This window comes from Neorhizobium petrolearium, assembly GCF_017873175.1.
In the GTDB taxonomy this organism is placed as follows: Bacteria; Pseudomonadota; Alphaproteobacteria; order Rhizobiales; family Rhizobiaceae; genus Neorhizobium; species Neorhizobium petrolearium.
Window position 1 is genome coordinate 91,602 of record NZ_JAGGJW010000001.1, and the last position, 24,658, is coordinate 116,259.

The 24,658-nt window shown below is 60.8% G+C and carries 26 protein-coding genes; 9 read left to right on the forward strand and 17 right to left on the reverse strand.

Features of this window, described 5'->3' with window-relative positions; all coding sequences use genetic code 11:
- Positions 1-20 precede the first annotated feature (20 nt).
- Complete coding sequence (locus J2046_RS00515; RefSeq protein WP_210047805.1) at positions 21-1,292, forward strand: MFS transporter; 1,272 nt, start codon at positions 21-23, stop codon at positions 1,290-1,292.
- On the opposite strand, the gene J2046_RS00520 is transcribed toward J2046_RS00515, so the two are convergent.
- From J2046_RS00520 to ubiE, 5 genes are all read right to left on the reverse strand, one after another.
- Positions 1,289-2,074: a COG3904 family protein gene (locus tag J2046_RS00520; RefSeq protein ID WP_210047807.1), complete on the reverse strand. Its 786-nt coding sequence runs from the start codon at positions 2,072-2,074 to the stop codon at positions 1,289-1,291. The two genes, J2046_RS00515 and J2046_RS00520, sit on opposite strands and share 4 nt — an antisense overlap.
- Complete coding sequence (locus J2046_RS00525; RefSeq protein ID WP_210047809.1) at positions 2,061-3,368, reverse strand: hypothetical protein; 1,308 nt, start codon at positions 3,366-3,368, stop codon at positions 2,061-2,063. Before J2046_RS00525 ends, J2046_RS00520 begins: the two co-directional genes overlap by 14 nt.
- A 121-nt stretch (positions 3,369-3,489) precedes the next feature.
- Positions 3,490-5,082 carry an aromatic amino acid lyase gene (locus J2046_RS00530; RefSeq protein ID WP_210047811.1) on the reverse strand — a complete coding sequence of 531 codons (1,593 nt, stop codon included), beginning with the start codon at positions 5,080-5,082 and terminating at the stop codon, positions 3,490-3,492.
- A 99-nt stretch (positions 5,083-5,181) separates the two neighbouring features.
- Positions 5,182-6,741 (reverse strand): 2-polyprenylphenol 6-hydroxylase, encoded by a 1,560-nt coding sequence (gene ubiB / locus J2046_RS00535; RefSeq protein WP_210047813.1) that lies wholly within the window; start codon positions 6,739-6,741, stop codon positions 5,182-5,184.
- 4 nt (positions 6,742-6,745) lie between these two features.
- Positions 6,746-7,522, reverse strand: coding sequence for a bifunctional demethylmenaquinone methyltransferase/2-methoxy-6-polyprenyl-1,4-benzoquinol methylase UbiE (ubiE, locus tag J2046_RS00540; protein ID WP_210047815.1), 777 nt, complete (start codon positions 7,520-7,522; stop codon positions 6,746-6,748).
- Positions 7,523-7,670: 148 nt separating this feature from the next.
- On the opposite strand from ubiE, the gene mutM reads away from it, so the two are divergent.
- From mutM to J2046_RS00565, 5 genes are all read left to right on the forward strand, one after another.
- Entirely contained in the window at positions 7,671-8,549 is an 879-nt protein-coding gene (gene mutM / locus J2046_RS00545) for a bifunctional DNA-formamidopyrimidine glycosylase/DNA-(apurinic or apyrimidinic site) lyase (RefSeq protein WP_210047817.1), read from the forward strand.
- A 15-nt stretch (positions 8,550-8,564) separates the two neighbouring features.
- Positions 8,565-9,338, forward strand: coding sequence for an enoyl-CoA hydratase (locus J2046_RS00550; RefSeq protein ID WP_210047819.1), 774 nt, complete (start codon positions 8,565-8,567; stop codon positions 9,336-9,338).
- A 194-nt stretch (positions 9,339-9,532) separates the two neighbouring features.
- Positions 9,533-9,799, forward strand: coding sequence for a 30S ribosomal protein S20 (rpsT, locus tag J2046_RS00555; RefSeq protein ID WP_037159269.1), 267 nt, complete (start codon positions 9,533-9,535; stop codon positions 9,797-9,799).
- A gap of 854 nt (positions 9,800-10,653) precedes the next feature.
- Positions 10,654-12,225 carry a chromosomal replication initiator protein DnaA gene (gene dnaA, locus J2046_RS00560; RefSeq protein ID WP_210047821.1) on the forward strand — a complete coding sequence of 524 codons (1,572 nt, stop codon included), beginning with the start codon at positions 10,654-10,656 and terminating at the stop codon, positions 12,223-12,225.
- Between the two features lie 97 nt (positions 12,226-12,322).
- Positions 12,323-12,913 (forward strand): class I SAM-dependent methyltransferase, encoded by a 591-nt coding sequence (locus J2046_RS00565; protein WP_210047823.1) that lies wholly within the window; start codon positions 12,323-12,325, stop codon positions 12,911-12,913.
- On the opposite strand, the gene hemW is transcribed toward J2046_RS00565, so the two are convergent.
- The 5 genes from hemW to rph form a co-directional block, all read right to left on the reverse strand.
- Positions 12,914-14,119 carry a radical SAM family heme chaperone HemW gene (gene hemW, locus J2046_RS00570; RefSeq protein ID WP_325169717.1) on the reverse strand — a complete coding sequence of 402 codons (1,206 nt, stop codon included), beginning with the start codon at positions 14,117-14,119 and terminating at the stop codon, positions 12,914-12,916.
- A gap of 2 nt (positions 14,120-14,121) precedes the next feature.
- Entirely contained in the window at positions 14,122-14,766 is a 645-nt protein-coding gene (rdgB, locus tag J2046_RS00575; protein WP_210047827.1) for an RdgB/HAM1 family non-canonical purine NTP pyrophosphatase, read from the reverse strand.
- Positions 14,767-14,833: 67 nt separating this feature from the next.
- Complete coding sequence (locus J2046_RS00580) at positions 14,834-15,139, reverse strand: antibiotic biosynthesis monooxygenase family protein (RefSeq protein WP_210047829.1); 306 nt, start codon at positions 15,137-15,139, stop codon at positions 14,834-14,836.
- A gap of 79 nt (positions 15,140-15,218) precedes the next feature.
- Complete coding sequence (locus J2046_RS00585; RefSeq protein WP_210047831.1) at positions 15,219-15,626, reverse strand: VOC family protein; 408 nt, start codon at positions 15,624-15,626, stop codon at positions 15,219-15,221.
- A gap of 16 nt (positions 15,627-15,642) precedes the next feature.
- A complete protein-coding gene (gene rph, locus J2046_RS00590) occupies positions 15,643-16,359 on the reverse strand; it encodes a ribonuclease PH (protein ID WP_210047833.1) in 717 nt (238 codons plus the stop codon).
- A gap of 228 nt (positions 16,360-16,587) precedes the next feature.
- Here rph and hrcA point away from each other — a divergent pair, with 228 nt between their 5' ends.
- Both hrcA and grpE read left to right on the forward strand, forming a co-directional pair.
- Positions 16,588-17,667 carry a heat-inducible transcriptional repressor HrcA gene (hrcA, locus tag J2046_RS00595; protein ID WP_210047835.1) on the forward strand — a complete coding sequence of 360 codons (1,080 nt, stop codon included), beginning with the start codon at positions 16,588-16,590 and terminating at the stop codon, positions 17,665-17,667.
- A 118-nt stretch (positions 17,668-17,785) separates the two neighbouring features.
- Positions 17,786-18,442, forward strand: a complete 657-nt coding sequence (gene grpE, locus J2046_RS00600) for a nucleotide exchange factor GrpE (RefSeq protein ID WP_210047837.1) — start codon at positions 17,786-17,788, stop codon at positions 18,440-18,442.
- A gap of 57 nt (positions 18,443-18,499) precedes the next feature.
- Here grpE and J2046_RS00605 read toward each other — a convergent pair whose 3' ends face one another.
- Entirely contained in the window at positions 18,500-18,862 is a 363-nt protein-coding gene (locus J2046_RS00605; protein WP_210047839.1) for a VOC family protein, read from the reverse strand.
- Between the two features lie 85 nt (positions 18,863-18,947).
- Here J2046_RS00605 and J2046_RS00610 point away from each other — a divergent pair, with 85 nt between their 5' ends.
- Entirely contained in the window at positions 18,948-19,271 is a 324-nt protein-coding gene (locus tag J2046_RS00610; RefSeq protein WP_210047841.1) for an ArsR/SmtB family transcription factor, read from the forward strand.
- Between the two features lie 96 nt (positions 19,272-19,367).
- On the opposite strand, the gene ptsN is transcribed toward J2046_RS00610, so the two are convergent.
- The 6 genes from ptsN to lptC form a co-directional block, all read right to left on the reverse strand.
- Positions 19,368-19,832, reverse strand: a complete 465-nt coding sequence (ptsN, locus tag J2046_RS00615; protein WP_210047850.1) for a PTS IIA-like nitrogen regulatory protein PtsN — start codon at positions 19,830-19,832, stop codon at positions 19,368-19,370.
- A gap of 79 nt (positions 19,833-19,911) precedes the next feature.
- A complete protein-coding gene (gene hpf / locus J2046_RS00620) occupies positions 19,912-20,487 on the reverse strand; it encodes a ribosome hibernation-promoting factor, HPF/YfiA family (RefSeq protein ID WP_210047852.1) in 576 nt (191 codons plus the stop codon).
- 234 nt (positions 20,488-20,721) lie between these two features.
- Positions 20,722-22,278 (reverse strand): RNA polymerase factor sigma-54, encoded by a 1,557-nt coding sequence (gene rpoN / locus J2046_RS00625; RefSeq protein WP_210047857.1) that lies wholly within the window; start codon positions 22,276-22,278, stop codon positions 20,722-20,724.
- A gap of 171 nt (positions 22,279-22,449) precedes the next feature.
- Entirely contained in the window at positions 22,450-23,244 is a 795-nt protein-coding gene (gene lptB, locus J2046_RS00630; protein WP_411828453.1) for an LPS export ABC transporter ATP-binding protein, read from the reverse strand.
- 24 nt (positions 23,245-23,268) lie between these two features.
- On the reverse strand, positions 23,269-23,832 hold the full coding sequence (locus tag J2046_RS00635; RefSeq protein WP_210047858.1) for an LptA/OstA family protein: 564 nt from the start codon (positions 23,830-23,832) through the stop codon (positions 23,269-23,271).
- A gap of 12 nt (positions 23,833-23,844) precedes the next feature.
- Complete coding sequence (lptC, locus tag J2046_RS00640; RefSeq protein ID WP_210047859.1) at positions 23,845-24,513, reverse strand: LPS export ABC transporter periplasmic protein LptC; 669 nt, start codon at positions 24,511-24,513, stop codon at positions 23,845-23,847.
- Positions 24,514-24,658 lie beyond the last annotated feature (145 nt).

Below are 24,658 nucleotides of genomic sequence, written 5' to 3' on the forward strand. Positions count from 1 at the left end.
GTCGAAAGGTTTTTCTGATCATGTCCAGCGCTGCGCAACGTCAGATGAAAGCATCTCCTGAGGCCGATCTCTCTCCGGCTAAACATGCGGCGAGCGATGGCGAGAAGCAGTTTCTGGTGCGCGGCACGCCGTCCTATCGCCGCGCCAGCCTGGCCTTCTTCATGTCCGGTTTCTCGACCTTCGCGCTGCTTTACTGCGTGCAGCCGCTGATGCCGATCTTTTCCGCGGATTTCGAGGTCAGCCCGGCCGCAAGCTCCCTGACGCTTTCGCTCTCCACCGGCCTCCTGGCTGTCGCGATCTTTCTTGCTGCCGCGGTCTCGGAACGCTTCGGCCGCCGCAGCCTGATGTTCGTCTCGCTCCTCGGCGCCTCGCTCTGCACGATCGCCTGTGCTGTCGTGCCGGATTGGAATGCGCTGCTTGTCATCCGCGCGCTCGAAGGTTTTCTGCTTGGCGGCGTCCCGGCGGTCGCCATGGCCTATCTGTCGGAGGAGATCGATCCGAGGGGCCTTGGCGCCTCCATGGGGCTCTACATTGCCGGCAATGCCTTCGGCGGTATGGCGGGCCGCGTTTTCACCGGCATGCTGGCCGAATATTTCTCATGGCGGCTGGCGCTGGGAGGGATCGGGCTGATGGGCATTGTCGCCGCAATCGGCTTCCTCGTGCTTTTGCCGCCGTCGCGCAATTTCATCCCGCGCAAATCGACCGTCCGCTATCACGTCGATGCCTGGCTCGGGCACTTGGTAAACCCGGCGCTTGCCCTGCTGTTTGCGATAGGCTTCCTGATGATGGGCGCATTCGTGACGATCTACAATTATGCCGGCTTCCGGCTGGTCGCGGCCCCTTATAACCTCAACCAGACCGAACTCGGCCTGATCTTCACGGTCTATCTGTTCGGGATTGCCGCCTCCTGGGCGGCCGGGCTGCTGGGCGACCGTTTCGGCCATTTCCTGGTCATGCCGGTCGGCGCTTTGGTTGCGCTTGTCGGTGTCGCCATCACGCTCTTTTCGCCGCTGTTTCTGATCATCTTCGGCATCGTGCTCCTGACCTCCGGTTTCTTCATGGCCCACTCCGTTGCAAGCGCGCTGGTCGGCAAGCTGGCGCACGGCACCAAGGGGCATGCCTCTTCGCTTTATCTGCTGGGATATTATCTCGGCTCCAGCGTCGCCGGTTCCCTCGGCGGGCATTTCTGGAGCGCTGATGGCTGGTGGGCGGTTGCGGCCTTCACCGGCGTCATGATGCTTCTGTCGCTCCTCGCTTCTCTACAAGCGAGAAGGATTACGATGCGGGGCTAACCCTTCTTCTTCGCGGTCGCGACCGGCTCCGTCGTCAGCTTGAAATCCGCCATTTCCTTGGGCGTGAGGTAGTAAAGCCGGTCCGGCGGCGTCTCCAGCGCGTTGATCCACAGCCCCGCACCGATGCCCATGGTGTCGAGATGCCGAGCAACCCGTGCGGTCGTGGCCTGGGCGCTGGCCATGGCTTGCTCCGCCGTCGGCCGGTCCTTGCCGCCATTGAAGACCTGATGCACGCCGATTACTGCGTCCTTCTCCGCCATGCGTCCGACGCCGCCGGCAAAGACGATCGGGCATGAGGAGGCACAGAGCGCCTTGGACACCACTTTCGTGTCGAGCTTCTTCTCGCGAATCAACTCCGACATGGCGAGCGCATCGTCCACCGAGCCGCCGGGAGAATTGAGCGAAACGGTCTTCACATATTCGCCGCGCGCCTCGATCTCTTTGGCAAAACGGTCAGCGGCACCCGGGTCGATCGAGCCTTCGGCGAGAAGCACGCCACCGGAGGTAAGCTCGAACCTGATCGGTTGGCGCAGCGTTTCTTTTGAACTTGCAGGCTGTACCGGCGGGGCGTTTGGCACGCCATCCGTCAACGCCGGCGGCAGCACCGGCTGGTCCCCGTGCATCGGGTCATAACTGGGCAGTTCCGCGTTCATCGCCGTGATATCGCGCACGTCGATGAGGAGAAACACGACCGCCGCCGATAGCAGGATATAGAAGGCGCCGCGCATCAGCACGCCGTCGTCGAGCTTCAGCAGCGCCTTGATCGACTCATCGATCCTCATGCGACCGGTCCCGTGTCCGTGATTTCAGGTCGATGCTGGTGATGTTGTTCGGTTCCAGCGCTTCGCTTTCGGTTTCGGCCCCGGCGACCGCATTTTCCAGGCTCACGCCATTTGCCGTGACTGCCCTCTGCACCTCCAGGGCCTGGAGAAGTTCGGCGGCGGTGATCCGCTCGGCGAACGGCAGCTTCTCCTCCTGCTTTCGGATCGCGCCATGCACGACGGCGAGGATGAAGACCAGCACGCCCGGCAGGAGATCGATCGAGATCGCGCCTGCCCATGCAGGAATGAAATCGGAGGCATAGCGCAGCACCGCTTCAGCCGAAGAGAGCGGCACGAAGCGCCGTTCCGGCACGGGGGGCCGGGTGAGTATTTCGTCGGCCGCTTGCGACAAGACCTTGGATTGCGCCGCGACGGATGCCCGCACTGTCTCCATCACCTGATCCTGCCGGTTGACGAGGTCGGCGTTACCGCCGTCGGCCACGGGCGCAATAAAGCCGAGTGACAAGTCGTCTGCCGCGCGGCGTATGGAGGGCGCGATCGAAGTCTGGCCGAGTGAGGCGATGACGCCGGTCAGGGCCACCACTTCAGACGAGAACTGGTCGGCGCGCGGTGCGACGGCACCCGGGGCGGAGACCAGCGTGCGCATGGTCTCCAGCCGTTTCTGGCCTTCGTTGAAGAGGTTGGTCACCTGTTCGCGCGAGGCATTGATGCCGCTCTCCAGCTCCTTCATCTGCCCCGACATCTGTGAGAGCAATTGCACGACACTGCCCGATCCCGTCGTGCCGGTCAGCGCTCCGGACTGGCGTTCGGAGGCGGCGAGCTGGGCGAACCGTTCCGAGGCGCGTTGGATGTCCGGCAGCAGGCTTTGCGCGGCAAGTGCGTTCTGATGCGCCTGGTCGAGGTCGGCGGTATAATCCTCCACCGTTTCGGCGAGATGCTGTTCAAGGGCCGCCGAACCGGCAAGTGCCGCGGCGTTCAGCCAGCTCGACATGGCGATGATCATGGCAGCGCCGAGCGCCATGACACCGAGCATGGCGGTGCGGCCCGTATAGGTGGTCACGTGCGGATAGAAGCGCGCCATATAGGACCAGAAGGCATAGATGGCGACCGAGACTGAAGCCGAGTAGATGATCGCCGCGAAGAATATGGCGGTCGGCGAGCCGTCAAGAAGGCTGCGCACGCCGAGATAGGTATAGACCCCGGATGCAAGCGCCAGTACGGCAAGCGCGAAGCGCGTCATGGTTTCGACGGCGAGAACCCCGTCATGCAAGCGTTGGGATGCACCGAGCGCCATGGCTGTCTCCGGAAGACGATTGTCGAAAAGGAATGTATTCCTTAACAGAGAATGAAGAAACGGGCGGAATAAAGGCCGCTCGGGCGCCCCGAGGTGGCAGAACCTGCTCTAGGGCGCCGGATCAGGGATACTTCAAATCGATAGCGGTCGGACGAGGCTGAAACGCATCCATGCCGAAACCGCCAAGCGCGAAGAAACCGTCGATCGCATGGATCGGGGAAATCGCAATGAGGCCGGTCAGAAATTCCTCCGAGGCCAGTTCGTCCTCGATCGCCTCCACTTCTGTCGAAAGCGGCCGGTCGACCGTATAGAACGCCGCATGCCGGCGCACGACGTCGTAGACGAGCTTCACCGCGCCGCCCGGCTTGTCGCGATGGATGTCCATGGCCTGGGCGGCAAGCAGGGCTTCCAGCGCAGCAAGTCGTTTCAACGCCTGCATCTGTCGGTCGAAACGCTCGATGACGAGCGGCAGGAAAGCCGCCTCGTCCTCCATGCCGCCCGCGACGACCAGCGACTGGGCGGAAACCGGATTGGTCATGGAAAGGACGCGGGAAAAAATCTCGCCCGCGAGTTTGATGATCGGTCCGAACCCGGTGGCGATTGCTCCTTCCGGCACGAGGTTCACCGGCAGGTCGCGCCGCTGCCCGTTGCCGAGCAGGACGCAACGGTTGAAGGAGTTGCGCGCCGCATGCGCCATGCACAGGATCGCCGATTCCAGGAGAACCGTCACATCGAGCGGCAGCGATCCGCCGGAGGTGAGCACCCGGCCCTCGGCGATCACGGGGTTGTCGTCGGTGCGGCCTGTGGCGGCGAGGATCTTGTGGCCGGCCGTCAGCACGCTTTCGAACACGGCACCGAAGACCTGCGCGATCATGCGCAGGCTCAAGGGATCCTGCACATGCGTGCCGCTCGGCCAATCCCAGCCCTCGGAAGCATTGCACAGCCATTTGCCGATCATCGCCTCGCGCGGCGTACCCACATGCGTGACCGCAATCCATGGATCCCTGGAAGCGCCCATCGCACCCGAAGCGGCGAGACCGGCGGCGAGCAGCGTGCGCAATGCGCCTGCGGCAGCGCGCGTTGTTTCGGCTGCCGCAGCGAAGCTCACCGCATTGACGCTCAGCGAAGCAAGGCTGTCGCGCGGCGCCATGCGTCTAGGTTTCAGCCCTGCGCGTTTGAAGGCTTCCGCCGCAGGCAGGCGCTTGCCTTCATAAACGGCTTCGCCGACGCCGGTCAGCACCGCGCCGATCTGGCCCATCAGCCCGATGTCGGCGCAGCCGATCGAGCCGGTACGGCGCACGACCGGGATCACGTCGGCGGAAAGCAATTCCAGGTAGGCGTTCACGAGATCGGTCGAGCATCCGACATAACCGGTCAGCGCCGTATTGACGCGAAGCGCCATGGCATTGCGCACGACGGAGATGGGAAAGGGTTCGCCGGTACCGAAATGATGTGCGCGCACGAGCCCGAGGTTGAAGGCGTCCAGTTCCTCGTTCGACCAGGCGACGTCCTTCATGGCGCCGACACCGGTTGTGGCGCCGTAAACAGGCTTGCCGTCCGCCATCGCCTGTTCGACCACAGCTCTTGCCGCCTGTACCCGGGCCAACCCCTCCGGTGCGGCCGCCAACCGAACTTTGTTCTCGCCGATCAACAGCAGCTCGGTAAATCCGATCGGCTGACCTGTCAGTTCGATAAGCGGTTTGGGGTCAGGCATGAAATCCTCTTTCTTCTCAACCTAGCGGAAGAAACAGGTTAGGGAATATCCCAAAATGCAGACATCCGATGTCGCAACCGGTGGGTCGCTATCGATTCGTCAAAGCGTGAAGGCGAAATAGATGAGCGTAAGTGCGATGATCCAGAGCGCCACGCGGCCGGAGCGATTGTGCCGCGCCTCCGCCCTGCCGATCGCTTCCGCCGTTTCCGGATCGAAGCGCAGGCCGTGCTCGCTCATATGAAGGAGTTCCTCGTGGAATTTTTCCGTCCTGGCGGCGATTTCCGGCACGGCTTCGGCGAGCTTCACCACCGACTTCAAGCCGTCCTTCAAGTCGGACACAACACGTTTCGGTCCGAGATTGTCGCGGATCCAGGCGCCGACCACGGGTTCGGAAGCTTTCCACATGTTGAAGCGCGGGTTCAGCATGCGCGACACGCCCTCGACGACGACCATGGTCTTCTGCAGAAGGATGAGTTCCGGTCGCGTCTGCATGTCAAAGAGGTCGGTCACCTCGAAGAGCAGGGCGAGCAGCCGTGCCATCGAGATCGTCTCGGCCGGCTGGCCGTGGATCGGCTCCCCGATCGCCCGGATCGCCTGCGCGAAGCTCGACACGTCGTGATGGGCGGGCACGTAACCGGCCTCGAAATGCACTTCGGCGACGCGTCTGTAGTCGCGGGTGATGAATCCGAACAGGATTTCCGCGAGGAACCGGCGCTCTTTCTTCCCAAGTCGCCCGACAATGCCCATGTCGACCGCGACGATTGTGCCTGTGGGATCGACGAAAAGGTTGCCTGGGTGCATGTCGGCATGGAAGAAGCCGTCACGCAAGGTATGGCGCAGAAAGGACTGGATCAGCACCTCGGCGAGCTTTTCCAGATCGTGTCCGGCGGCGCGTAAGGCTGCCACGTCGGACATCTTGATGCCGTCGATCCATTCCATGGTAAGGACGTCGCGGCCCGTTCGTTCCCAGTCCACCTGCGGCACGCGGAAGCCGGTATCGCCCTTGGTGTTCTCGGCGATCTCGGACAGGGCTGCGGCCTCGAGCCTGAGGTCCATCTCCACCTTGGTGGTCTGTTCGAGCGTGCGCGTCACCTCGACAGGCCGCAGGCGCCGGCTCGATGGCACGAAGCGCTCCTGCATGTGCGAGAGCAGGTACATGCTCTCGATATCGTGGGCGAAGCGATGGCGCACGCCCGGCCGCACCACCTTCACCGCGACCTTCCTGTCGCCGACCACACAGGGATGTACCTGGGCGATCGAGGCGGCGGCGATCGGTTCGCCGAACGAGGAATAGAGATCGTCGATCGGCCGGCCGAGCGAACCTTCGACGGCGGCCTTGGCAGCTTCGGTCGGAAAATAGGCCATCCTGTCTTGCAGGAGTGCCAGGTCGACCGCCCAGTCGACGCCCACGACATCCGGACGGGTGGCAAGGAACTGCCCGATCTTGACGTAGGAGGGACCCAGCCGGTCGACGGCGCGCGTGAGCCGTTCGCTCCGGGCCTGCTTGAGAGAGCGCTTGCGTGCAAGCGGCTCGATCAGCGATTTCACGAGACCGACGGACGGCGGCAAGCCCTGGCTGGGCAGGGCGGAGACCACCCCTTCGCGCACCAGCACCCATCCCACCCGGGCAAGCCGGAAATAGGCTCCAAGCGTACTCATTCCGTTAGAGTTTCCAGCCGGAATGCAGCGCCGCGATGCCGCCGGTATAATTGGTATAGGTCACGCGCGAAAACCCGGCATTGCGGATCATCGTGGCAAAATTCTCCTGGTTGGGGAATTTTCGGATCGATTCCACCAGATACTGATAAGGTTCGGCCTCGCCGGTGATCATCTTGCCGAAGCGCGGGATCGCCTTGAAAGACCATTCGTCGTAGAAGCGTTCGAGCAGCGGCATTTCCACCTCGGAAAATTCCAGCACCAGCAGCCGCCCGCCGCGCTTCAGCACGCGATAGGCTTCCTTGAGTGCTACGTCGATATGCGGCACGTTGCGGATGCCGAAGGCGATCGTATAGGCGTCGAACGAGTTCGCTTCGAAAGGCAGGGATTCGGCGTTCGCCTCAACGAAATCCAGGTTTTCGGAGAGCTTCCTTTTCGCCGCACGCTCGGCGCCGACCGCCAGCATCGAGCCATTGATGTCGAGCACGGTCACATGCGCCTTGCGATCGGAGGCTTCGACGATCCGGAAGGCGATGTCGCCGGTGCCGCCCGCTACATCCAGGGTTTTGTAGCCGGCGTCCTTGCGCGGATTGAGTGCCGCCACCATCGCATCCTTCCAGACGCGATGCATACCGGCCGACATCACGTCGTTCATGATATCGTAGCGCTTGGCGACCTTATGGAAGACGTCGTTGACGAGGCCTTGCTTTTCGCCATCCGTCACCTGTCGGAAGCCATAGGACGTCTCCATGCCGCCATCGGCGCTGGTACGGGCTTCGGTCATCGGCGAACTCCTTAAGGCTCTATTGGAGGGCGACCATAGCGAAATCGGTTTGACCTCGCTATCAGTGGTTCCCCATTATAGATGATGCGGCATCCGGTCCGCTCTATAGAGCAGGATCTTCATGGTTGGAACAGGAAGTTAGGTACAGATGCCCGAATTGCCAGAGGTTGAAACGGTCCGGCGCGGCCTCGCCCCGGCAATGGAAGGTGCCGTTATCGCAAGGCTCGAGCTGAATCGTCCCGACCTGCGTTTTCCGCTGCCCGAGAATTTCGCCGAGACGGTCCGGGAGCGTCGTATTGTCTCACTCAGCCGCCGCGCCAAATACCTGCTGATCGACCTTGAGGATGATCTCACTGTCATCAGCCATCTCGGTATGTCCGGTTCCTTCCGGATCGAGGACGAGACGCTCGGGGAATTCCATCATCCGCGCTCCAAGGACCAGAAGCACGATCATGTCGTTTTCCACCTTCGGAACGGGAAGGGCCCTCTGAAGGTCATATATAACGACCCGCGCCGGTTCGGTTTCATGCAGCTCTGGAGGCGTAGCGAGCTCGATCTCTATCCCGCTTTCGCCCAACTCGGGCCGGAGCCCACCGGCAACGCGCTCGACGCCGATTACCTGGCGGAACGGTTCTCCGGCAAAAGCCAGCCGCTCAAGGGCGCTCTTCTCGATCAGACGGTGATCGCCGGTCTCGGCAATATCTATGTATGCGAAGCACTGTGGCGCGCGCATCTGTCGCCGAAGCGGGCGGCCGGCAGCATCGTCACGAAGACCGGCAGGCCTAAGAAGGAGCTTGGGCTGCTGACCGGGGTGATCCGCAATGTCATTGCCGATGCGATCGCCGCTGGCGGCTCGTCGCTGAAGGATCATATCCAGACCGACGGCTCGCTCGGCTATTTCCAGCATTCCTTCTCCGTCTACGACCGTGAAGGCGGGGCTTGCTGCACGCCGGGTTGCGGCGGTACGGTCGCCCGCATCACTCAGGCGGGCCGCTCCACCTTTTATTGTCCCGTCTGCCAGAAATAGGAGAGGAGACGCCGGATGAGCTATGAAACCCTGCTGACCGAAACCCGCGGACCGGTGGCGCTCGTCACGCTCAACCGGCCGAAGGCGCTGAACGCCCTGAACTCGACTGTGATGTCCGAGCTTGCTGACGCGCTGGCCGCCTTCGGCAAGGAAGAAGGCATCGGCGCGATCGTGCTGACCGGTTCCGAAAAGGCCTTTGCTGCCGGCGCCGACATCAAAGAGATGCAGGGGATCGATTTCGTCGACGCCTATATCGGTGACTTCATCTCCGGCTGGGAGGCCGTGGCGGCGACCCGCAAGCCGATGATCGCCGCAGTTTCGGGCTTCGCGCTTGGCGGCGGCTGCGAGCTTGCCATGATGTGCGATTTCATCATCGCGTCGGAGACGGCGAAGTTCGGCCAGCCGGAGATCACGCTCGGCGTCATCCCGGGCATGGGCGGCTCGCAGCGCCTCACGAGGGCTGTAGGAAAGGCCAAGGCGATGGACCTCGTATTGACCGGCCGCATGATGGATGTAGCGGAGGCCGAAAGGGCAGGGCTGGTGGCTCGCATCGTACCGCCCGAGCGGCTGATCGACGAGGCGGTCGAGACGGCCGCAAAGATCGCATCGTTCCCCCGCGCAGCTGTGCTGATGGCCAAGGAGGCGGTCAACCGCTCCTTTGAAACGACGCTCGGCGAAGGCCTGCGTTTCGAGCGGCGGCTCTTCCATTCGCTGTTTGCCACTGCCGACCAGAAGGAAGGCATGGCGGCTTTCGTGGAAAAGCGTAAACCGCAATTTTCGAACCGATGAGACGGGATCGCCATCGATCAATATGCGCGTCGCCAGAATCTGCGTTGACGGGGGCGGGTATTCCGGTTATATGCCCGCCCACAGTTGAGAAAGCCTGATCACGGCTTCCTCTATTGCTCCCGAATTGCTGGATGAAGGGTCGCAGGACCGGCGGCAACGGTGGAGTTTGGTTCGAATTCGTAGAGAGGCATGAAATGGCCAATACAACTTCGGCGAAAAAGGCGACCCGCAAGATCGCTCGCCGTACCGCAGTCAACAAGGCTCGCCGTTCGCGCGTCCGCGGCTTCATCCGCAAGGTCGAGGAAGCGATCGCATCGGGTGATATCGCCGTTGCTGCCGAAGCGCTCAAGGTTGCACAGCCGGAAATCCAGCGCGCCGCATCCAAGGGCGTGCTTCATAGCAACACGGCATCTCGCAAGGTGTCCCGTCTTGCGGCCCGTGTGAAGGCGCTTTCCGCTTAACGACATTTGTTAAAATTGTATTGCAATGAAGCCTGGTCGGTTGACCGGGCTTTTTGTGATTCTCTCAGTCATCCTTATAATTATCCGGCTCATTAACAATTTCGTGTCAAGGGCGTGACATAAAATATCATTTTAAATCATATACTTATCGGAGGTGCGCGAGTCGATAGGCGACTTTCCACGCGCCTAAATGCCCGGTGACCGAGTCAAGAAGATTTTTATTTTTTCTGTGAACAATCATTCGGAATGTATGTCATTTTTGAATCCCATTGATTCAACTGCGATTCTCCATGACTGCGTCTGTGACATTCAAATCACGCCCGCCGAGTCAACGCCCGCCTCTTAATTTTGCGTAAAATTCATCATTGATCTTGGCATTTGATCCTGCCTAAATGGCCTCCAGCAAGGGCCGCGGGGATTACTTAAGAGGGCTGCCGGGACCGTCTGTAAAGGCGGTGGATAGGCTTTCTGCCCCTTGCTACGGGAGAGCTCTTCCCGTTCTTCAGGTAACCATCGATTGTGCGCCGGAAAATTGGCGTTTTCCGGAAACGGTCGGTTTTTGTCAACGCGGATCTGGCGGGAGCCGGATAACGGAGGTGCGAGAGGTTTCGGACAACTCATGCAGAGGATGAGGTGTTCGGTTGCGTGGGGTGGCTTCCACGAGTTCAAGCCCGTGTACGAGGTGGGCTAGGCGAGGCCTTCATTCAGCCGCAAGGCGGAAGAAGGAGTTGGAAAAGGGGACGGGCGGCGGCGATTCTCAATGAGTGGGGATGGTCTGCGACGCCTTGAAACGAGATTTGTCCTGGCGGGTAAACGAGAATCGCCGGGCGGCAAGATTTGGAAGGCGGCAAATAATGCAGATGAATATCGTATCAGCCCGTGCAGGTAATGGAGACCAAGCACGGCAGGCACTTGATTCAGTTTGCTCCCAGGCGGCAGGGGAAACATCGGAGATGAGGCATGATGCTCTTTTTGAGCGATTCAGCACACGTTTGAAAGCGCAAGTCGGTCAGGATGTTTATGCAAGCTGGTTCGGGCGTTTGAAGCTGCATTCGGTCTCAAAGAGTCTGGTTCGTCTCACGGTGCCGACGACTTTCCTCAAATCCTGGATCAATAACCGCTACCTTGATCTCATTACGTCGATCTTCCAGGCGGAAGACCCGGAGATTCTGAAGGTGGAAATCCTGGTGCGCAGCGCAAGCCGCCATCCTCGCCTCCCGGCTGCATGCGAAGAGCGTGCTCTTTCCCCTGAACCGGCGCCGGCTCAATCACACCAGCGACCGCAGATGCCGCGCGAAATCGGCAAGATTGCTTCTTTTCCGGCGCCGGCTGCTGCCGCTGCCGCTGCCCGTGCGACTCAGGCGCCGGGCCCGTTGTTCGGTTCGCCGCTCGACAGCCGTTTCACGTTTGAAACCTTTGTGGAAGGCCCGTCGAACCGGGTAGCGCTTGCCGCTGCCAAGACGATCGCCGAAGCCGGTGCAGGCGCCGTGCGCTTCAATCCGCTCTTCATTCATTCCGGCGTGGGCCTCGGCAAGACGCATCTCCTGCAGGCGATTGCGAATGCAGCCGTCGGCAGTGAGCGCATGCCGCGGGTCGTCTATCTGACGGCGGAATATTTCATGTGGCGCTTTGCGACCGCGATCCGTGATAACGATGCGCTGACGCTCAAGGATTCACTGCGCAATATCGACCTCCTGATCATCGACGACATGCAGTTCCTGCAGGGCAAGATGATCCAGAACGAGTTCTGCCATCTGCTGAACATGCTGCTCGACAGCGCAAAGCAGGTGGTGGTTGCTGCAGACCGTGCGCCCTGGGAACTGGAATCGCTCGATCCGCGCGTCCGTTCGCGCCTGCAGGGCGGTGTGGCGATTGAAGTCGAAGCGCCGGATTACGAGATGCGCCTCGAAATGCTGAAGGGCCGTCTCGCGACCGCCCGGCAGGACGATCCTTCGCTCGATATTCCCGCGGAAATCCTAAGCCATGTGGCACGGAACGTGACGGCCAGCGGCCGCGAGTTGGAGGGCGCGTTCAATCAACTCCTGTTCCGCCGCTCCTTCGAGCCGTCGCTGTCGATCGAGCGCGTCGACGAACTGCTCGCCCATCTGGTCGGTGCCGGCGAGGCCAGGCGCGTCCGTATCGAGGACATCCAGCGCATTGTGGCGCGTCACTATAATGTTTCACGGCAGGAACTGGTCTCGAACCGCCGTACGCGCGTCATCGTCAAGCCGCGGCAGGTTGCCATGTACCTCTCAAAGACCATGACGCCGCGCTCTTTCCCGGAAATCGGGCGCCGGTTCGGCGGTCGCGATCATACGACCGTGCTCCACGCGGTCCGCAAGATCGAGGAACTGATTTCCGGTGACACCAAGCTCAGCCATGAAGTGGAGCTTTTGAAGCGGCTGATCAACGAGAACAACGCTTAAGGCGATGTTCCCCCTCTCTGCTGCAGCGATCTGGGCCGTGGCGTGCATCACGCCTGGTCCTGAGCTCTTGTCGTCGTCGCGGTAGGAGACGGAAGGCATGGAAGACGACCCGACATTCCGCTTCTACGCCGAAAATGCAGCGATCTATGCAGCAAGGACTTCCGAATCGAGCCGGTTCCGGCTCGATCGCTTTCTCTTGAAACTGAAACCCGGCGCGGAAATCCTAGAGCTCGGTTGCGGCAATGGCCGCGACAGCGCCTCGATGATGGAGCGTGGTTTTCGCGTGATGCCGACCGACGGCACGCCGGAAATGGCGGATGAAGCCGAAAAGCGTCTGAGCGTGCCGGTGCGCGTGCTGCGGTTTGAGGATATCGACGCAGTCGATGCCTTTGATGGCGTCTGGGCCAATGCCTGCCTGCTGCACGTCCCGCGGTCTGACCTTGGCGGCATTCTGGCCGGCATTCACTCGGCTCTCAGATCAGGCGGCATTTTCTATGCAAGCTTCAAGGCCGGCGCGGCGGAAGGCTTCGACGATCTCGGCCGCTACTACAATTATCCCTCGCGGGAGTGGCTGAACGCGGTCTATGAAACCCGGCACTGGGCATCAATCGATATCGATGAGACGCATGGCGGTGCCTACGATGATAGGCCGACCGACTGGCTGCATGTCACTGCGGTAAAGGGCTGATCAGCACGCAAGATCGGCCACCACGGCATCCAGGATCAGCATGCCTGATGACGTGCAGCGCAGGCGCGAGTTGCCGAGACGCTCGATGAAGCCGTGCTCCAGCAGCCGCTCTTCGCGGACGGGATCCGGATCGCGGCCGGAAAGTTGCTGCCAGCGGGCGAGATCCACACCCTCCCGCAGTCGAAGCCCCATCAGCAGCAGTTCGTCGGCCTGTTCCTCGAAGCCGAGGACCTCCTCTTCCACCATGCCGTGGCCCGTCCGTTCCACCTGTTCGAGCCAGGTTTCCGGCCGCCGTTCGGTCGACGTCGCGATCTTGTTGCGTCCGCGCGTCAGCCGGCCATGCGCGCCGGGGCCAATGCCCGCGTAGTCTCCGTAGCGCCAATAGGTGAGGTTGTGGCGGCTTTCGGCACCCGGCCGGGCATGATTGGAAACCTCGTAGGCCGGCAGGCCATGCCGGGCGGTAATCTCCTGCGTCGCCTCGTAGAGGATTGCCGACTGTTCTCCATCCGGCACCACCAGCTTGCCGGCCTTGTGGAGTCCGTAGAAGGGCGTGCCCTCCTCGATGGTGAGCTGGTAGAGCGACAAGTGGTCGACCGCATAGGAGATGGCCTCGTTCAACTCCGTCTCCCAGGCTTCGACCGTCTGGTTAGGCCGGGCGTAGATCAGGTCGAAGCTCATGCGCGGAAAGATCTCGCGTGCCAGGCGGATCGCCTTCAGCGCATCGGTGACGTCATGCAGCCGCCCGAGGAAGCGCAGATCGGCATCATTGAGGGCCTGGACACCGAGCGACACGCGGTTGACGCCGGCTTGCCTGTAGCCGCGAAAACGGGTTGCCTCGACGCTTGAGGGGTTGGCCTCCATGGTGATCTCGATGCCATCGGGCACATGCCAGTGCCGGGCGATACCCTCAAGGATCGCCGCAACGGTGGCCGGGTCCATGAGGGAGGGGGTGCCGCCGCCGAGAAAGATGCTGGTGACTGTCTTCGGACCGCTCATGCGTCGCATCGCCTCCATCTCCTTCAGGAAGGTTGCGGTGAAGCGGGGCTGGTCCACCGGCTGGTGGCGGACATGGCTGTTGAAGTCACAATAGGGACATTTGGCTGCGCAGAATGGCCAATGCACATAGACCCCGAATCCCGGCTCGCCCGTATCGGGCAGAAGTGCATCGGGCAGAAAACCCGGCACAAGGGGAGGAAAGTTCTCCACCCTCATGCCTCCAGGCAGGTTTCGACGAAGCGCTTGAAGGCGCGGGCGCGGTGGGAGAGGGCTTCCGCCTCGCCCGGCCTCCAGCCATGTTTCTGATCACTGCTCATTTCACCGAAGGTAATATCATAGCCCTGCGGTTGGAAGACGGGGTCGTAACCAAAACCCTGAGTGCCGCGCGGGGGCCACACCACGGTGCCCTCCACCTCGCCCCTGAACATTTCCGTGTGGCCGTCCGGCCAGGCGAGGCAGAGCACGCTGACGAAGCGACAGCGGCGTTCTTCCGGTTTGATCGCGCCCTTGTCGGCGAGCGCCTTCTCGACCTTTTCCATCGCCATCTGGAAATCACGGCTGCCATCCTCGCGTTCCGCCCAGTTGGCGGTATAGACGCCAGGCGCACCGCCCAGTGCGTCGATCACCAGTCCGGAATCGTCGGAAAGCGCCGGCAGGCCGGAGGCCCGGGCCGAAGCGAGCGCCTTGATCGCGGCATTCTCCTCAAAGGTCGTGCCGGTTTCCTCCGGCTCCTCGAATTTCAGTTCGGCTGCGGATTTCGCCGAAAAGCCGAGCGGGCCGATCAGTTCGGCGATCTCGCGGATTTTTCCGGCATTGTGGCTGGCGACGACGATGGTTTTTGTATCGAGCTTGCGCATTCTCTGTCTTTTTGAAACGAATAGGTGAAGTGATTGGGGTTCCGACATTCTCGCGGAAGATCACGGCTCAAACTTCTTCGACAACCTCGTAATGCTCGACAAAATTGTCGAATTCGATGAGGGCCGCAATCGCGCCCGGCTCCACGACGGCTTTGTTGAGCGTATCACCGGCAAAATCACGGATGGCGTTCATGTCCTTCCAGCGGGTCAGCACCACGAATTCGATGCGGTCACCGAGCGTTCGCCGGCTGAGGTGAGCTCCCACGAACCCCGGAAGGGCCTGCAGTTCCGGGATCACATGACTGCAGAAATGCGCGGGATAGGCATCGGTATTGGAGGGGGAGGCGCGTCCCCGCCATTCACGTATGATCATCGGGAGAAATCCTGGCTCTGACTGTCTTGTCTATACCGGAGTTTTACCGCCGATACCAAGCATCTTATAAGCGGCTTCCTTATTCGAGGCCCCAGAGCCTTGGCTCTGCGCATTCCAGGCTGTTGCCGGCCGGGTCGCGGAAATAGATCGAGCGGGCGCCGTTCGGCCAGCGGAAATCGCTTTCTATGGCAATGCCTGCCCGGTTCAGCGTTTCCTTGATCCTGTCTATCGCCTCGCCGCTTACCCGGAAGCAGGCATGCCCGGGACCGATGGTGCCATGCGGCGGAACAGGCAAGGCGCCTGCTGCTGGTGGCTTCACCGTTTCCTTCGGATTGAAGATCAGCAGAATGCCCGGTCCGCAGCGGAAGAAGACATGCCGGTTTCCTGCGCGCAAGATCTTCTCAAGGTCGAGCACGCCGCCATAGAAGGCTTCCGCGGCATCGAGATCGTCGGCATAGAGCGCAGTTTCGAGAATTCCTTCGATCACCGCGCTCTCCTTCCGGTCAAGCGATCGCCTGCTTCTGCAGCGCCACCAGTTCCTGCGTGCCCGCCTGGGCGAGGGCCAGAAGCTGCAGGAATTCTTCCTGGCTGAAAGGAGCGCCTTCAGCCGTTCCCTGGACCTCGACGATGCCGCCCGCGCCGGTCATGACGAAATTGGCGTCGGTTTCGGCTGCGGAATCTTCGAGATAATCGAGATCGATCACGGGCTGGCTGGCAAAAATGCCGCAGGAGATCGCCGCGACATGGTCCTTCAGCACCTTGTCGACCTTGATCATCGAACGGCTTTCCATCCATTTGAGGCAGTCGTAGAGCGCTACCCAGCCGCCGGTGATCGCGGCCGTGCGTGTGCCGCCGTCCGCCTGGATGACGTCGCAGTCGATCGTGATCTGCTTCTCGCCGAGCGCCTCGAGATTGATGACGGCGCGGAGCGACCGGCCGATCAGGCGCTGGATTTCCTGGGTGCGCCCGCCCTGTTTGCCGGCGGCGGCCTCGCGCTTCATGCGCTCGCCCGTGGCGCGCGGCAGCATGCCGTATTCGGCGGTCACCCAGCCCTTGCCGGAATTGCGCAGCCACGGCGGTGTCTTTTCTTCAAGGCTCGCGGTGCAGAGCACATGTGTGTCGCCAAATTTGACGAGGCAGGAGCCTTCCGCATGCTTGGAGAAATTGCGCTCGAACGAAACCTTGCGCATCTGGTTTGTCTGTCTGCCTGAAGGCCGCATTCGCCACTCCCTGGATTTCGGTTTCAGCCTTCTAAAGCAATTCCAGGAAAAGTGCGAAGCGGTTTTCCGTCCGGAATTGCGAATCTTGATATTCCGGCGGCGATCCTGCAGGAAAAGGTCGTTGGCCGGCTGTCATGCGAGGGAATGGGTCATCCGATTTTCCCTTTTGCGATAGCCGGAGGAATGACTATATTTTCACAGCAGATCAACGGCACGGTGAAGGAATAAATGGGGTTTTCGAGACCGACGGGTAGGGACAGCGGCTCTGTGCTCGACGATCGCTCGCGGGAAATCTTCCGTCGCGTTGTCGAAAGCTATCTCGAAACCGGTGAGCCGCTTGGTTCCCGCAATCTGTCGCGGCTCCTTCCGATGTCGCTGTCGCCGGCATCCGTGCGCAACGTGATGAGCGACCTCGAAGAACTCGGCCTGATCTATTCGCCGCATGTCAGCGCCGGCCGGCTGCCGACCCAATCGGGCCTTCGGTTTTTCGTCGATGCCTTTATGCAGGTCGGCAATCTTTCTGATGAGGAACGCGCCACGATCGAACGGCAGATCCGGCCGGGTGACCGCGACCAGCCGATGGAGAGCCTGATGGCGGAAGCAAGCCTCATGCTGTCCGGCATGTCGCGCGGCGCCGGCCTCGTCATCACCACGAAGAGCGATCCCGTCCTCAGGCATGTGGAATTCATCCGGCTGGAGCCCACCAAGGCGCTTGCCGTGCTGGTCGGCGATCACAATCAGGTGGAGAACCGCATCATCGAGCTGCCCGCCGGCGTGACTTCGTCACAGCTCACGGAAGCGGCGAATTTCCTCAATGCGCATCTGTCCGGTCAGACGCTCCCCGAACTGCGCAATGAGCTTACGAGGCTTAAGGACCAGGTGCAGGGAGAGCTTTATACTCTCTCGCAGGAGCTCGTCGAGCGAGGGCTGGCCGTCTGGTCGGGTGACAGCGAGGAAGGCAAGCCGAGCCAGCTCATTGTTCGCGGACGCGCCAACCTTCTTCAGGGCCTCGACGATTCAGCCGATCTGGATCGTTTGCGCCTTCTTTTCGACGATCTCGAAAAGAAGGACAGCCTGATCGAAATTCTTGAACTCGCCGAGAGGGGGCCGGGTGTGCGTATCTTCATCGGCTCAGAGAACAAGCTCTTTTCGCTTTCCGGTTCCTCGCTCATTGTGGCACCCTATCGCGACGGCGAGGACCATATTATAGGCGCTGTCGGCGTCATTGGTCCGACGCGGCTCAATTATTCCCGTATTGTGCCGATGGTGGACTACACCGCCCAGCTTCTCGCAAGGCTGTCGCGCTGACGAGGCAAGCTTCCGGCGTCCGAGTTTCCGCCCAAGCCTTGATTTTTCCATCTTAAACCTCGATATCGGGCACAAATCGAAGCCCGGAAATCTAAGCAAAGAATAACTGGAGACCGTCATGACCGACGAAACCAAGAAGAACGGACCTGACACAACTGCCGCCGAAAATACGGCGGAAGCCGTGGCGTCTGCTCTTGAGGACGCGGCCAATCAGAACGCCGCCGAAGCGCCGGCCCCGGAGGCAGGCCAGACGACCGATCCCCTGGATGTGCTGAAGGCGGAGAATGCCGAATTGCGTGACCGCTTCCTGCGGCTTGCCGCCGAGATGGATAACCTGCGTCGCCGCACCGAGCGCGACGTGAAGGACGCCAAGTCCTATTCGGTCGCGGGCTTTGCCCGCGATATGCTCGCCGTTTCGGATAACCTCCGCCGTGCGCTGGATGCCGTGCCGACCGAAATGCGCGCTGGGGCCGATGCCACGCTGACGACGCTTCTGGAAGGTGTCGAAATGACCGAGCGCTCCATGTTGTCGGCGCTGGAACGCCATGGCGTCAAGAGGATCGAGGCGGAAGGCCAGAAGTTCGATCCGCATTTCCATCAGGCCATGTTCGAAATTCCGGACACCACCGTACCGAACAACACGGTCGTGCAGGTGGTACAGGCGGGCTTTACGATCGGCGAACGCGTCCTGCGTCCGGCCATGGTCGGCGTTGCAAAAGGCGGCCCCAAACCGGAAGCCTCGGCGGCCGAGCCGGCTGGCGAGAACAAAGCCTGACAATTCTGGAGGCGGGCGGTCTCGCCCGCTTTTGCCATGGTGCGTTCTTCTGTCGTCTCACCAGGCGGCGGGTTCTCGCACCATGTGCACGATATTGGCAGGATTCATCGCCCAGCCGCCCTTGAAGCCGTCCGGCAGGGGCTCGATCGCATCGCAACGAACGACACCCGATTTCTCCAGGTGGGCCGCTGCGGCACCGAAATCGTCGGTGAAAAGCTCCAGCCAGATCTCTGCCTGGCTCAGCATCGGCGCCTCGTCGATCCATAATTTGTTCGGACCGAGTTCGAAGCCTATGGCCGGCGCCTTGTCGGTAATCTCCTTGAGCCCGACGACGTCTCGGTAGAAAGCGAGCGTCTCCTGATACTGATGTGGCGGGACTTTCATGGCGATGTCGATGCCGCCGTAGATGTGTCCGGTCATGACAAATTCTCCTCCCTTTTGGAAATATCGAAGCTCTTCCCCGCGATTTCTTGCCGGTATCAAAAATATGTTATAAAAATATAACATGTCAAGCGAATCGCAGATCGATGCCGTTTTCAAGGCACTCGCCCATCCCCGACGGCGGCAAATCCTGGATCAGTTGAGGGACAAGCCGCAAACGACGGGCGCACTCTGCGAAACCTTCTTTGATATGGATCGCTGCACGGTCATGCAGCATCTGAGAGTTCTGGAGGACGCGGATCTGGTGATTGTGAAGCGGGAAGGGCGTGAACGCTGGAACTATCTGAATTCGCTGCCGATCAAGGCGATCAGTGATCGCTGGATCGGGGAATACGCCGCGCATGCCGTCCGATTGCTGGATCGGCTGAAATCGGACCTCGATCAGTGATCAACGGGCAGGTTTGAAAATCCCCAGAACAAAACCGCCCGGCGCTTCTCCAGCAGCCGGGCGGCTTCGCTTCGTCCCCACGAAAAATCTGTGCCGTCATGCGGCGTGGTTAGCCTGTTCCTCGTTCAGAAAGGCGTAGATTGCCGATGCGGAATCGGTCTTGCGCAGCTTCGCCACCAGATCCTGATCGCGCAGCACGCGGGCAATCCGCGACAATGCCTTCAGGTGGTCAGCTCCGGCGCCTTCCGGCGCAAGCAGCAGGAAAACGAGGTCTACAGGCTCATCGTCAAGTGCTTCGAAATCGACCGGCGTTTCGAGCCGCGCGAAAATCCCCTTGATGGAGGAGATGCTGCTGAGCTTGCCATGCGGGATGGCGATGCCATGGCCGACGCCGGTGGAGCCGAGCCTTTCCCGCTGCAGGATAATATCGAAGATTTCCCGTTCGGCGACGCCGGTGAGCTTGGAGGCCTTGGCCGCCAGTTCCTGCAAAAGCTGCTTTTTGGAATTCACTTTGAGGGCAGGAATAATCGCATCTTGCTGCAGCAAATCTGCCAATGCCATTCTCGTCATCCTTTGTGCCGCAAGAGGCTTTGCTCCATGCGAAGGGGAGCGCCGTTTCCGACGCTCTCCCCAAGGTTGTTCAGTTTTTGATATTGGTAGAATCGATCCAGCCAATATTGCCGTCGTTGCGGCGATAAACAATGTTCAACTCTTCCTTGCCGGGGCTGCGGAACAGGAGAACCGGCTCATCAGTCATGTCGAGCGCCATCACTGCGCTAGCTACAGTCATCGTCTTCAATGGCTTTGAGCTTTCCGCAACGATGGTCGGCGCGAAATCCTCAGGCAGTTCGTCCGATTCATCCGGTACGGCATCCATCACCGTGTAAGCGACTTCGGCGTAGCCATTCATGTGGTTGCCCGCGTGATGGTCCTTCAGGCGCCGCTTGTAGCGACGAAGGCGCTTTTCGATCCGCTCTGCCGCAGCATCGAAGCATCCCTGGGGATCATTCGCCTCTCCTGCCGCATGCAGGACAATCCCGGTGTCGAGATGGACCTTGCAATCAGCTGAAAAGCGCGAGCCGGATTTTTCCACAATGACTTGGCTGGAATACCCCCCGTCGAAGTATTTCGCAACCGCTTCACCGATTTGGTCCTCGATCCGCTGACGGAACGATTCACCAATTTCCATATGCTTACCGGATACACGCACACTCATGGAATTTTTCCTTCTTGTCGTGACTTGCGTGTTTCAGTCTACGCCAAGCCGCCCCCTCATCCAAGCCGTACGAATGCGGCAAAGCCAAATTGCTGCAATCTATGCCTATCGGACGGCGGGGCATGCTTTTGGCCATGTCCCGTGCAGTTGCGGCGGGCTTCTAACCCCCGATGCCCGGAATGTCAACGGTCGCAGGCCTTGGGAAAACTACTTAGGTCTGTGGAAATCCGTTCGTCAGAATGCCGCCACCTTGGCAAGCGCACGCTTCTCCCGGCGGCGCTGGACGGAGGAGGGGATGTTCATCGCCTCGCGGTATTTTGCCACCGTGCGGCGCGCCAGTTCGACGCCGCCGCGCTTCAGGCTGATGACGATGTCGTCGTCGGAAAGCACCGCGTCCGGCGTTTCCTGGGCGATCAGCTGGCGGATGCGGTGGCGCACGGCTTCGGCCGAGTGGCTGTCGCCGCCCTCTTCCGCCGAACCGATCGAGACGGTGAAGAAATATTTGAGCTCGAACAGGCCGCGCGGCGTCAGCATGTATTTGTTGGAGGTGACGCGACTCACCGTCGATTCGTGCATCTTGATCGCTTCGGCGACGGTCTTCAGGTTGAGCGGTCTCAGGTGATCGACGCCGTGCAGCAGGAAGGCGTCCTGCTGGCGGACGATCTCGGCTGCCACCTTCATGATTGTCTTGGCTCGCTGGTCGAGGCTGCGCGTCAGCCAATTGGCGTTCTGCAGGCATTCGGACAGGAAATTATGATCCTCTCCGTTTTTCGGGCAATTCTTTGAAACGCTCTGGAAATAGGCCTGGTTCACCAGAACCCGCGGCAGCGTGTCCGGATTGAGCTCGACCAGCCAGCTTCCGTCCGGCGCGGGGCGGACGACGATATCCGGCGAAATCGTCTCCGAGACGGAGCTTTCGAAACCGGCGCCGGGTTTCGGGTTGAGCCCGCGGATTTCCGCCAGCATATCGAGCAGATCTTCGTCATCGACCCCGCAGATCTTCCGCAGCGAGACGAAGTCGCGCTTGGCGAGCAGGTCGAGATGCTTCACAAGCGCGTCCATCGCCGGGTCGAGCCGATCCTTCTGCCGTAGCTGGATCGCCAGGCACTCGCTGAGCGAGCGGGCAAAGACGCCCGGCGGCTCCAGCGTCTGCAGCTTGTGCAGGATGGTCTCCACGTCTTCGGAGCGCTTGCCGAGCCGTGCGGCGATTTCCTGAACATCACCCTGCAGGTAACCCGCCTCATCGAGGTGATCGACCAGATGCTGGGCCACAAGACGATCCGTCATACTGCCCAGAAGGAAAGGGATCTGCTGGTTGAGATGGTCGCGTAGCGTCACCTGACCGGCGACGAAATCGTCTAGATCGTAGTCTTCGCCGGAATCCCCGCCCGGCATGGATTTCCACTGACTGAGGAGTTCCGGGGCGTCGGCGCGCCGTTCCGGTCCGTCGTCGGGAAAGACGTTCTCAAAGCCTGTGTCGAGCCCTTCGCCGAGCTGTTCCGCTGTGACGGAAGAGCCCCCCTCATACCACTCGCTCTCGTCCGAGGCCCCGGCGCCTTCGCTTCCGAGCTCCGGTTCGGCAAAGATGCCGCCGCTTTCAAAGCCTGTTTCCGCGCCGTTTTCGGCATTCTCTGATGCAATTTCGAGCAGCGGGTTCTTCTCGACCTCCTGGGCAATGAACTGGTTGAGTTCGAAATGCGTCATCTGCAGCAGCTGAATCGATTGCATCAGCTGCGGTGTCATCACCAGCGATTGGGTTTGGCGTAGGAAAAGGCTGGTGGATAAACCCATGGCGGACGCGAAACTCCCCTGCAATCCCCTTGCGGTACCCCATCGTGAGGCGGCAACACGCGCCTTCGGCCAAGCCTCTTGATGGCCGAATTTGCATCTGGCACGAGAATTGCTTTTTTATGGGATTTGGTCAAGCGCCGCGGTGCGGGCAAAGCAAACTTCTTTGTCGCACTAGAGGCTGAACTTGTCGCCAAGGTAAAGCCGGCGGACATCCGGGTTGTTGACGATGTCGCCCGCCCGGCCATGCGTAAGCACTTCACCCGCATGGATGATGTAGGCGCGATCGATGAGGCCCAAAGTCTCGCGGACGTTGTGGTCGGTTATCAGAACGCCGATCCCGCGTGCCGTCAAGTGGCGAACGAGATTCTGGATATCGGAGACGGAAATCGGGTCGACGCCGGCGAACGGCTCGTCGAGCAGCATGAAGGCGGGATCCGTCGCCAATGCGCGGGCGATTTCGAGGCGGCGCCGCTCGCCGCCGGAAAGCGCCACGGCGGCGGATTTGCGCAGCTGGCTGATATGGAACTCCTGCAGGAGTTCGTCGAGCTTGTGTTCCCGCTTGTCCTTGTCCGGCTGATGCACTTCGAGCACCGCGCGGATGTTCTCTTCCACCGTCAGGCCGCGGAAGATCGAGGCTTCCTGCGGCAGATAGCCAACACCGAGGCGGGCGCGCCGGTACATTGGCATGCGGGTGACCTCGTTGCCGTTGATGGCGATCATGCCCTCATCCACTGGCACGAGGCCGGTGATCATGTAGAAGCAGGTCGTCTTGCCGGCGCCATTGGGTCCGAGCAGCCCAACGGCCTCGCCACGGCGCACCACCAGCGACACGCCGTTGACGACGCGTCGCGCGTCATAGGTCTTGGAAAGGCCGTGCGCGACCAGCGTGCCCTCATAGCGCGCTTTGTCGCGTACAACGAAGGGTTCGGGCGCGGACGGCTTCCTTGCCGACAGACTGGAGAGCAGCGGTATTTTCACGGGCAATGTCTATTATTGTTTCGGTTGCTGCTGCCGCGATTTCGGGTCGAGCAGGATTTCGACGCGCCCGCCGCAGGCGTCGAGCTTGGCTTGGCCGGTTTCCATCAGCACGGTCAGCTTGCAGCCCTTGAAGACATTGGGGCCTTCGGAGAGCACGACCTGCTTGCCCGAGAGCACGAAAGTCTGCGTGGCCATGTCGAACTCGCCTTTCTCGGCGGTGGCCTGCTGCGTACCGGAGCTCAGGAAAACCGTTTCATCGAGGAATATCTTGTCAATATTGGCGTTGCCCGAGGTCACGGATGCGCCCTCGCCGGTATAGAGCACCGTCATCTTGCCGGCCTTTACCGTGGTCGAGCCCTGCACGACCTGCACATTGCCGGTGAAGAAAGCCTTCTTTTCCTGTTCCTTGATCTCGAGCTGGTCGCTCTGGATCTGGATCGGCTGATCGTTGGAAAGCTTGAGGCTTTCCATCTGGCTGGTGGTCGATTGGGCCTGAGCGGTGGCGGCAAGGCAGGATAATAGCCCCGCCGCAATCAGAACTGCGGAATTCCGTGTAAAAAGGCGGCGATACGTCATGGCGGCCGGGCTCTATTTGCCTTGGTTGCGGATGGTGGCAGGGTCGAGATGGACGCGAACCTGGCCTATGAAAGTGATAATGCGCCCCTTATCCGTTATCTTTAAGGAGTCTGCAACAATCGACCCTTCTTTCATCGATATATCGACGGGATCGCGTGTGTCCAGGAAACCGGCATTGACGTCAAGATGGGCGGATTTGAATCGGGCCGTGATGCCGTTGCTGAGGTTCACGTCGAACGGAGCAGTGAGATCGAGCATGTCGGTGCCGCGGTCGAAGTCGGCGCCGGTTGCCGTTACCCGCGCGATCACGTCGTCATTGATCGGCACCGCCGCTTTCACGTCCTCGAGTGTGATCATGTTCGGGTTCTGGATGTCCTGCAATGCACGGTTGGCGATCATCGAGTAGCTGATGCCTTCATTGTTGCGGCCGGAAATCGCCGGACGTTCCATGACGATCTTGCCGTTTTCGATGCGGGCGCTTTCGATGGAAAGGTCTTCCGGCAGATAGGCGCGGATGATCGAAACACCGATAAAGACGATCGAGATCAAGCCGGCGGCGACAGGCAGCAGGATTTTCAGCTTCCGCACAAGGGCGGAATGGGCAAGCGCCGCCTGATAGGCGTCCGCATGCGGCTCCAACGCCGCCACCAGGCCCGCCGTCTTTCGAATATGCTGCAGCATGGATGCTGGATCTTTTCCTTTTTGCCCTTTGCGGCCTGCCCCGAAGCCATCTGATGGCCGGAGCCGGCACGCACAGGCCTACTCTGTCCGCCAATATGGTTTTTATTCATCAACAAACAATAACGGACAACATAAAAACGTGATG

Coding starts and splice junctions, on each gene's coding strand:
- J2046_RS00515 (WP_210047805.1), top strand. CDS start 21: ATGTCCAGCGCTGCGCAACGTCAGATGAAAGCATCTCCTGAGGCCGAT.
- J2046_RS00520 (WP_210047807.1), bottom strand. CDS start 2,074: ATGAGGATCGATGAGTCGATCAAGGCGCTGCTGAAGCTCGACGACGGC.
- J2046_RS00525 (WP_210047809.1), bottom strand. CDS start 3,368: ATGGCGCTCGGTGCATCCCAACGCTTGCATGACGGGGTTCTCGCCGTC.
- J2046_RS00530 (WP_210047811.1), bottom strand. CDS start 5,082: ATGCCTGACCCCAAACCGCTTATCGAACTGACAGGTCAGCCGATCGGA.
- ubiB (WP_210047813.1), bottom strand. CDS start 6,741: ATGAGTACGCTTGGAGCCTATTTCCGGCTTGCCCGGGTGGGATGGGTG.
- ubiE (WP_210047815.1), bottom strand. CDS start 7,522: ATGACCGAAGCCCGTACCAGCGCCGATGGCGGCATGGAGACGTCCTAT.
- mutM (WP_210047817.1), top strand. CDS start 7,671: ATGCCCGAATTGCCAGAGGTTGAAACGGTCCGGCGCGGCCTCGCCCCG.
- J2046_RS00550 (WP_210047819.1), top strand. CDS start 8,565: ATGAGCTATGAAACCCTGCTGACCGAAACCCGCGGACCGGTGGCGCTC.
- rpsT (WP_037159269.1), top strand. CDS start 9,533: ATGGCCAATACAACTTCGGCGAAAAAGGCGACCCGCAAGATCGCTCGC.
- dnaA (WP_210047821.1), top strand. CDS start 10,654: ATGCAGATGAATATCGTATCAGCCCGTGCAGGTAATGGAGACCAAGCA.
- J2046_RS00565 (WP_210047823.1), top strand. CDS start 12,323: ATGGAAGACGACCCGACATTCCGCTTCTACGCCGAAAATGCAGCGATC.
- rdgB (WP_210047827.1), bottom strand. CDS start 14,766: ATGCGCAAGCTCGATACAAAAACCATCGTCGTCGCCAGCCACAATGCC.
- J2046_RS00580 (WP_210047829.1), bottom strand. CDS start 15,139: ATGATCATACGTGAATGGCGGGGACGCGCCTCCCCCTCCAATACCGAT.
- rph (WP_210047833.1), bottom strand. CDS start 16,359: ATGCGGCCTTCAGGCAGACAGACAAACCAGATGCGCAAGGTTTCGTTC.
- hrcA (WP_210047835.1), top strand. CDS start 16,588: ATGGGGTTTTCGAGACCGACGGGTAGGGACAGCGGCTCTGTGCTCGAC.
- grpE (WP_210047837.1), top strand. CDS start 17,786: ATGACCGACGAAACCAAGAAGAACGGACCTGACACAACTGCCGCCGAA.
- J2046_RS00605 (WP_210047839.1), bottom strand. CDS start 18,862: ATGACCGGACACATCTACGGCGGCATCGACATCGCCATGAAAGTCCCG.
- J2046_RS00610 (WP_210047841.1), top strand. CDS start 18,948: ATGTCAAGCGAATCGCAGATCGATGCCGTTTTCAAGGCACTCGCCCAT.
- ptsN (WP_210047850.1), bottom strand. CDS start 19,832: ATGGCATTGGCAGATTTGCTGCAGCAAGATGCGATTATTCCTGCCCTC.
- hpf (WP_210047852.1), bottom strand. CDS start 20,487: ATGAGTGTGCGTGTATCCGGTAAGCATATGGAAATTGGTGAATCGTTC.
- rpoN (WP_210047857.1), bottom strand. CDS start 22,278: ATGGGTTTATCCACCAGCCTTTTCCTACGCCAAACCCAATCGCTGGTG.
- J2046_RS00635 (WP_210047858.1), bottom strand. CDS start 23,832: ATGACGTATCGCCGCCTTTTTACACGGAATTCCGCAGTTCTGATTGCG.
- lptC (WP_210047859.1), bottom strand. CDS start 24,513: ATGCTGCAGCATATTCGAAAGACGGCGGGCCTGGTGGCGGCGTTGGAG.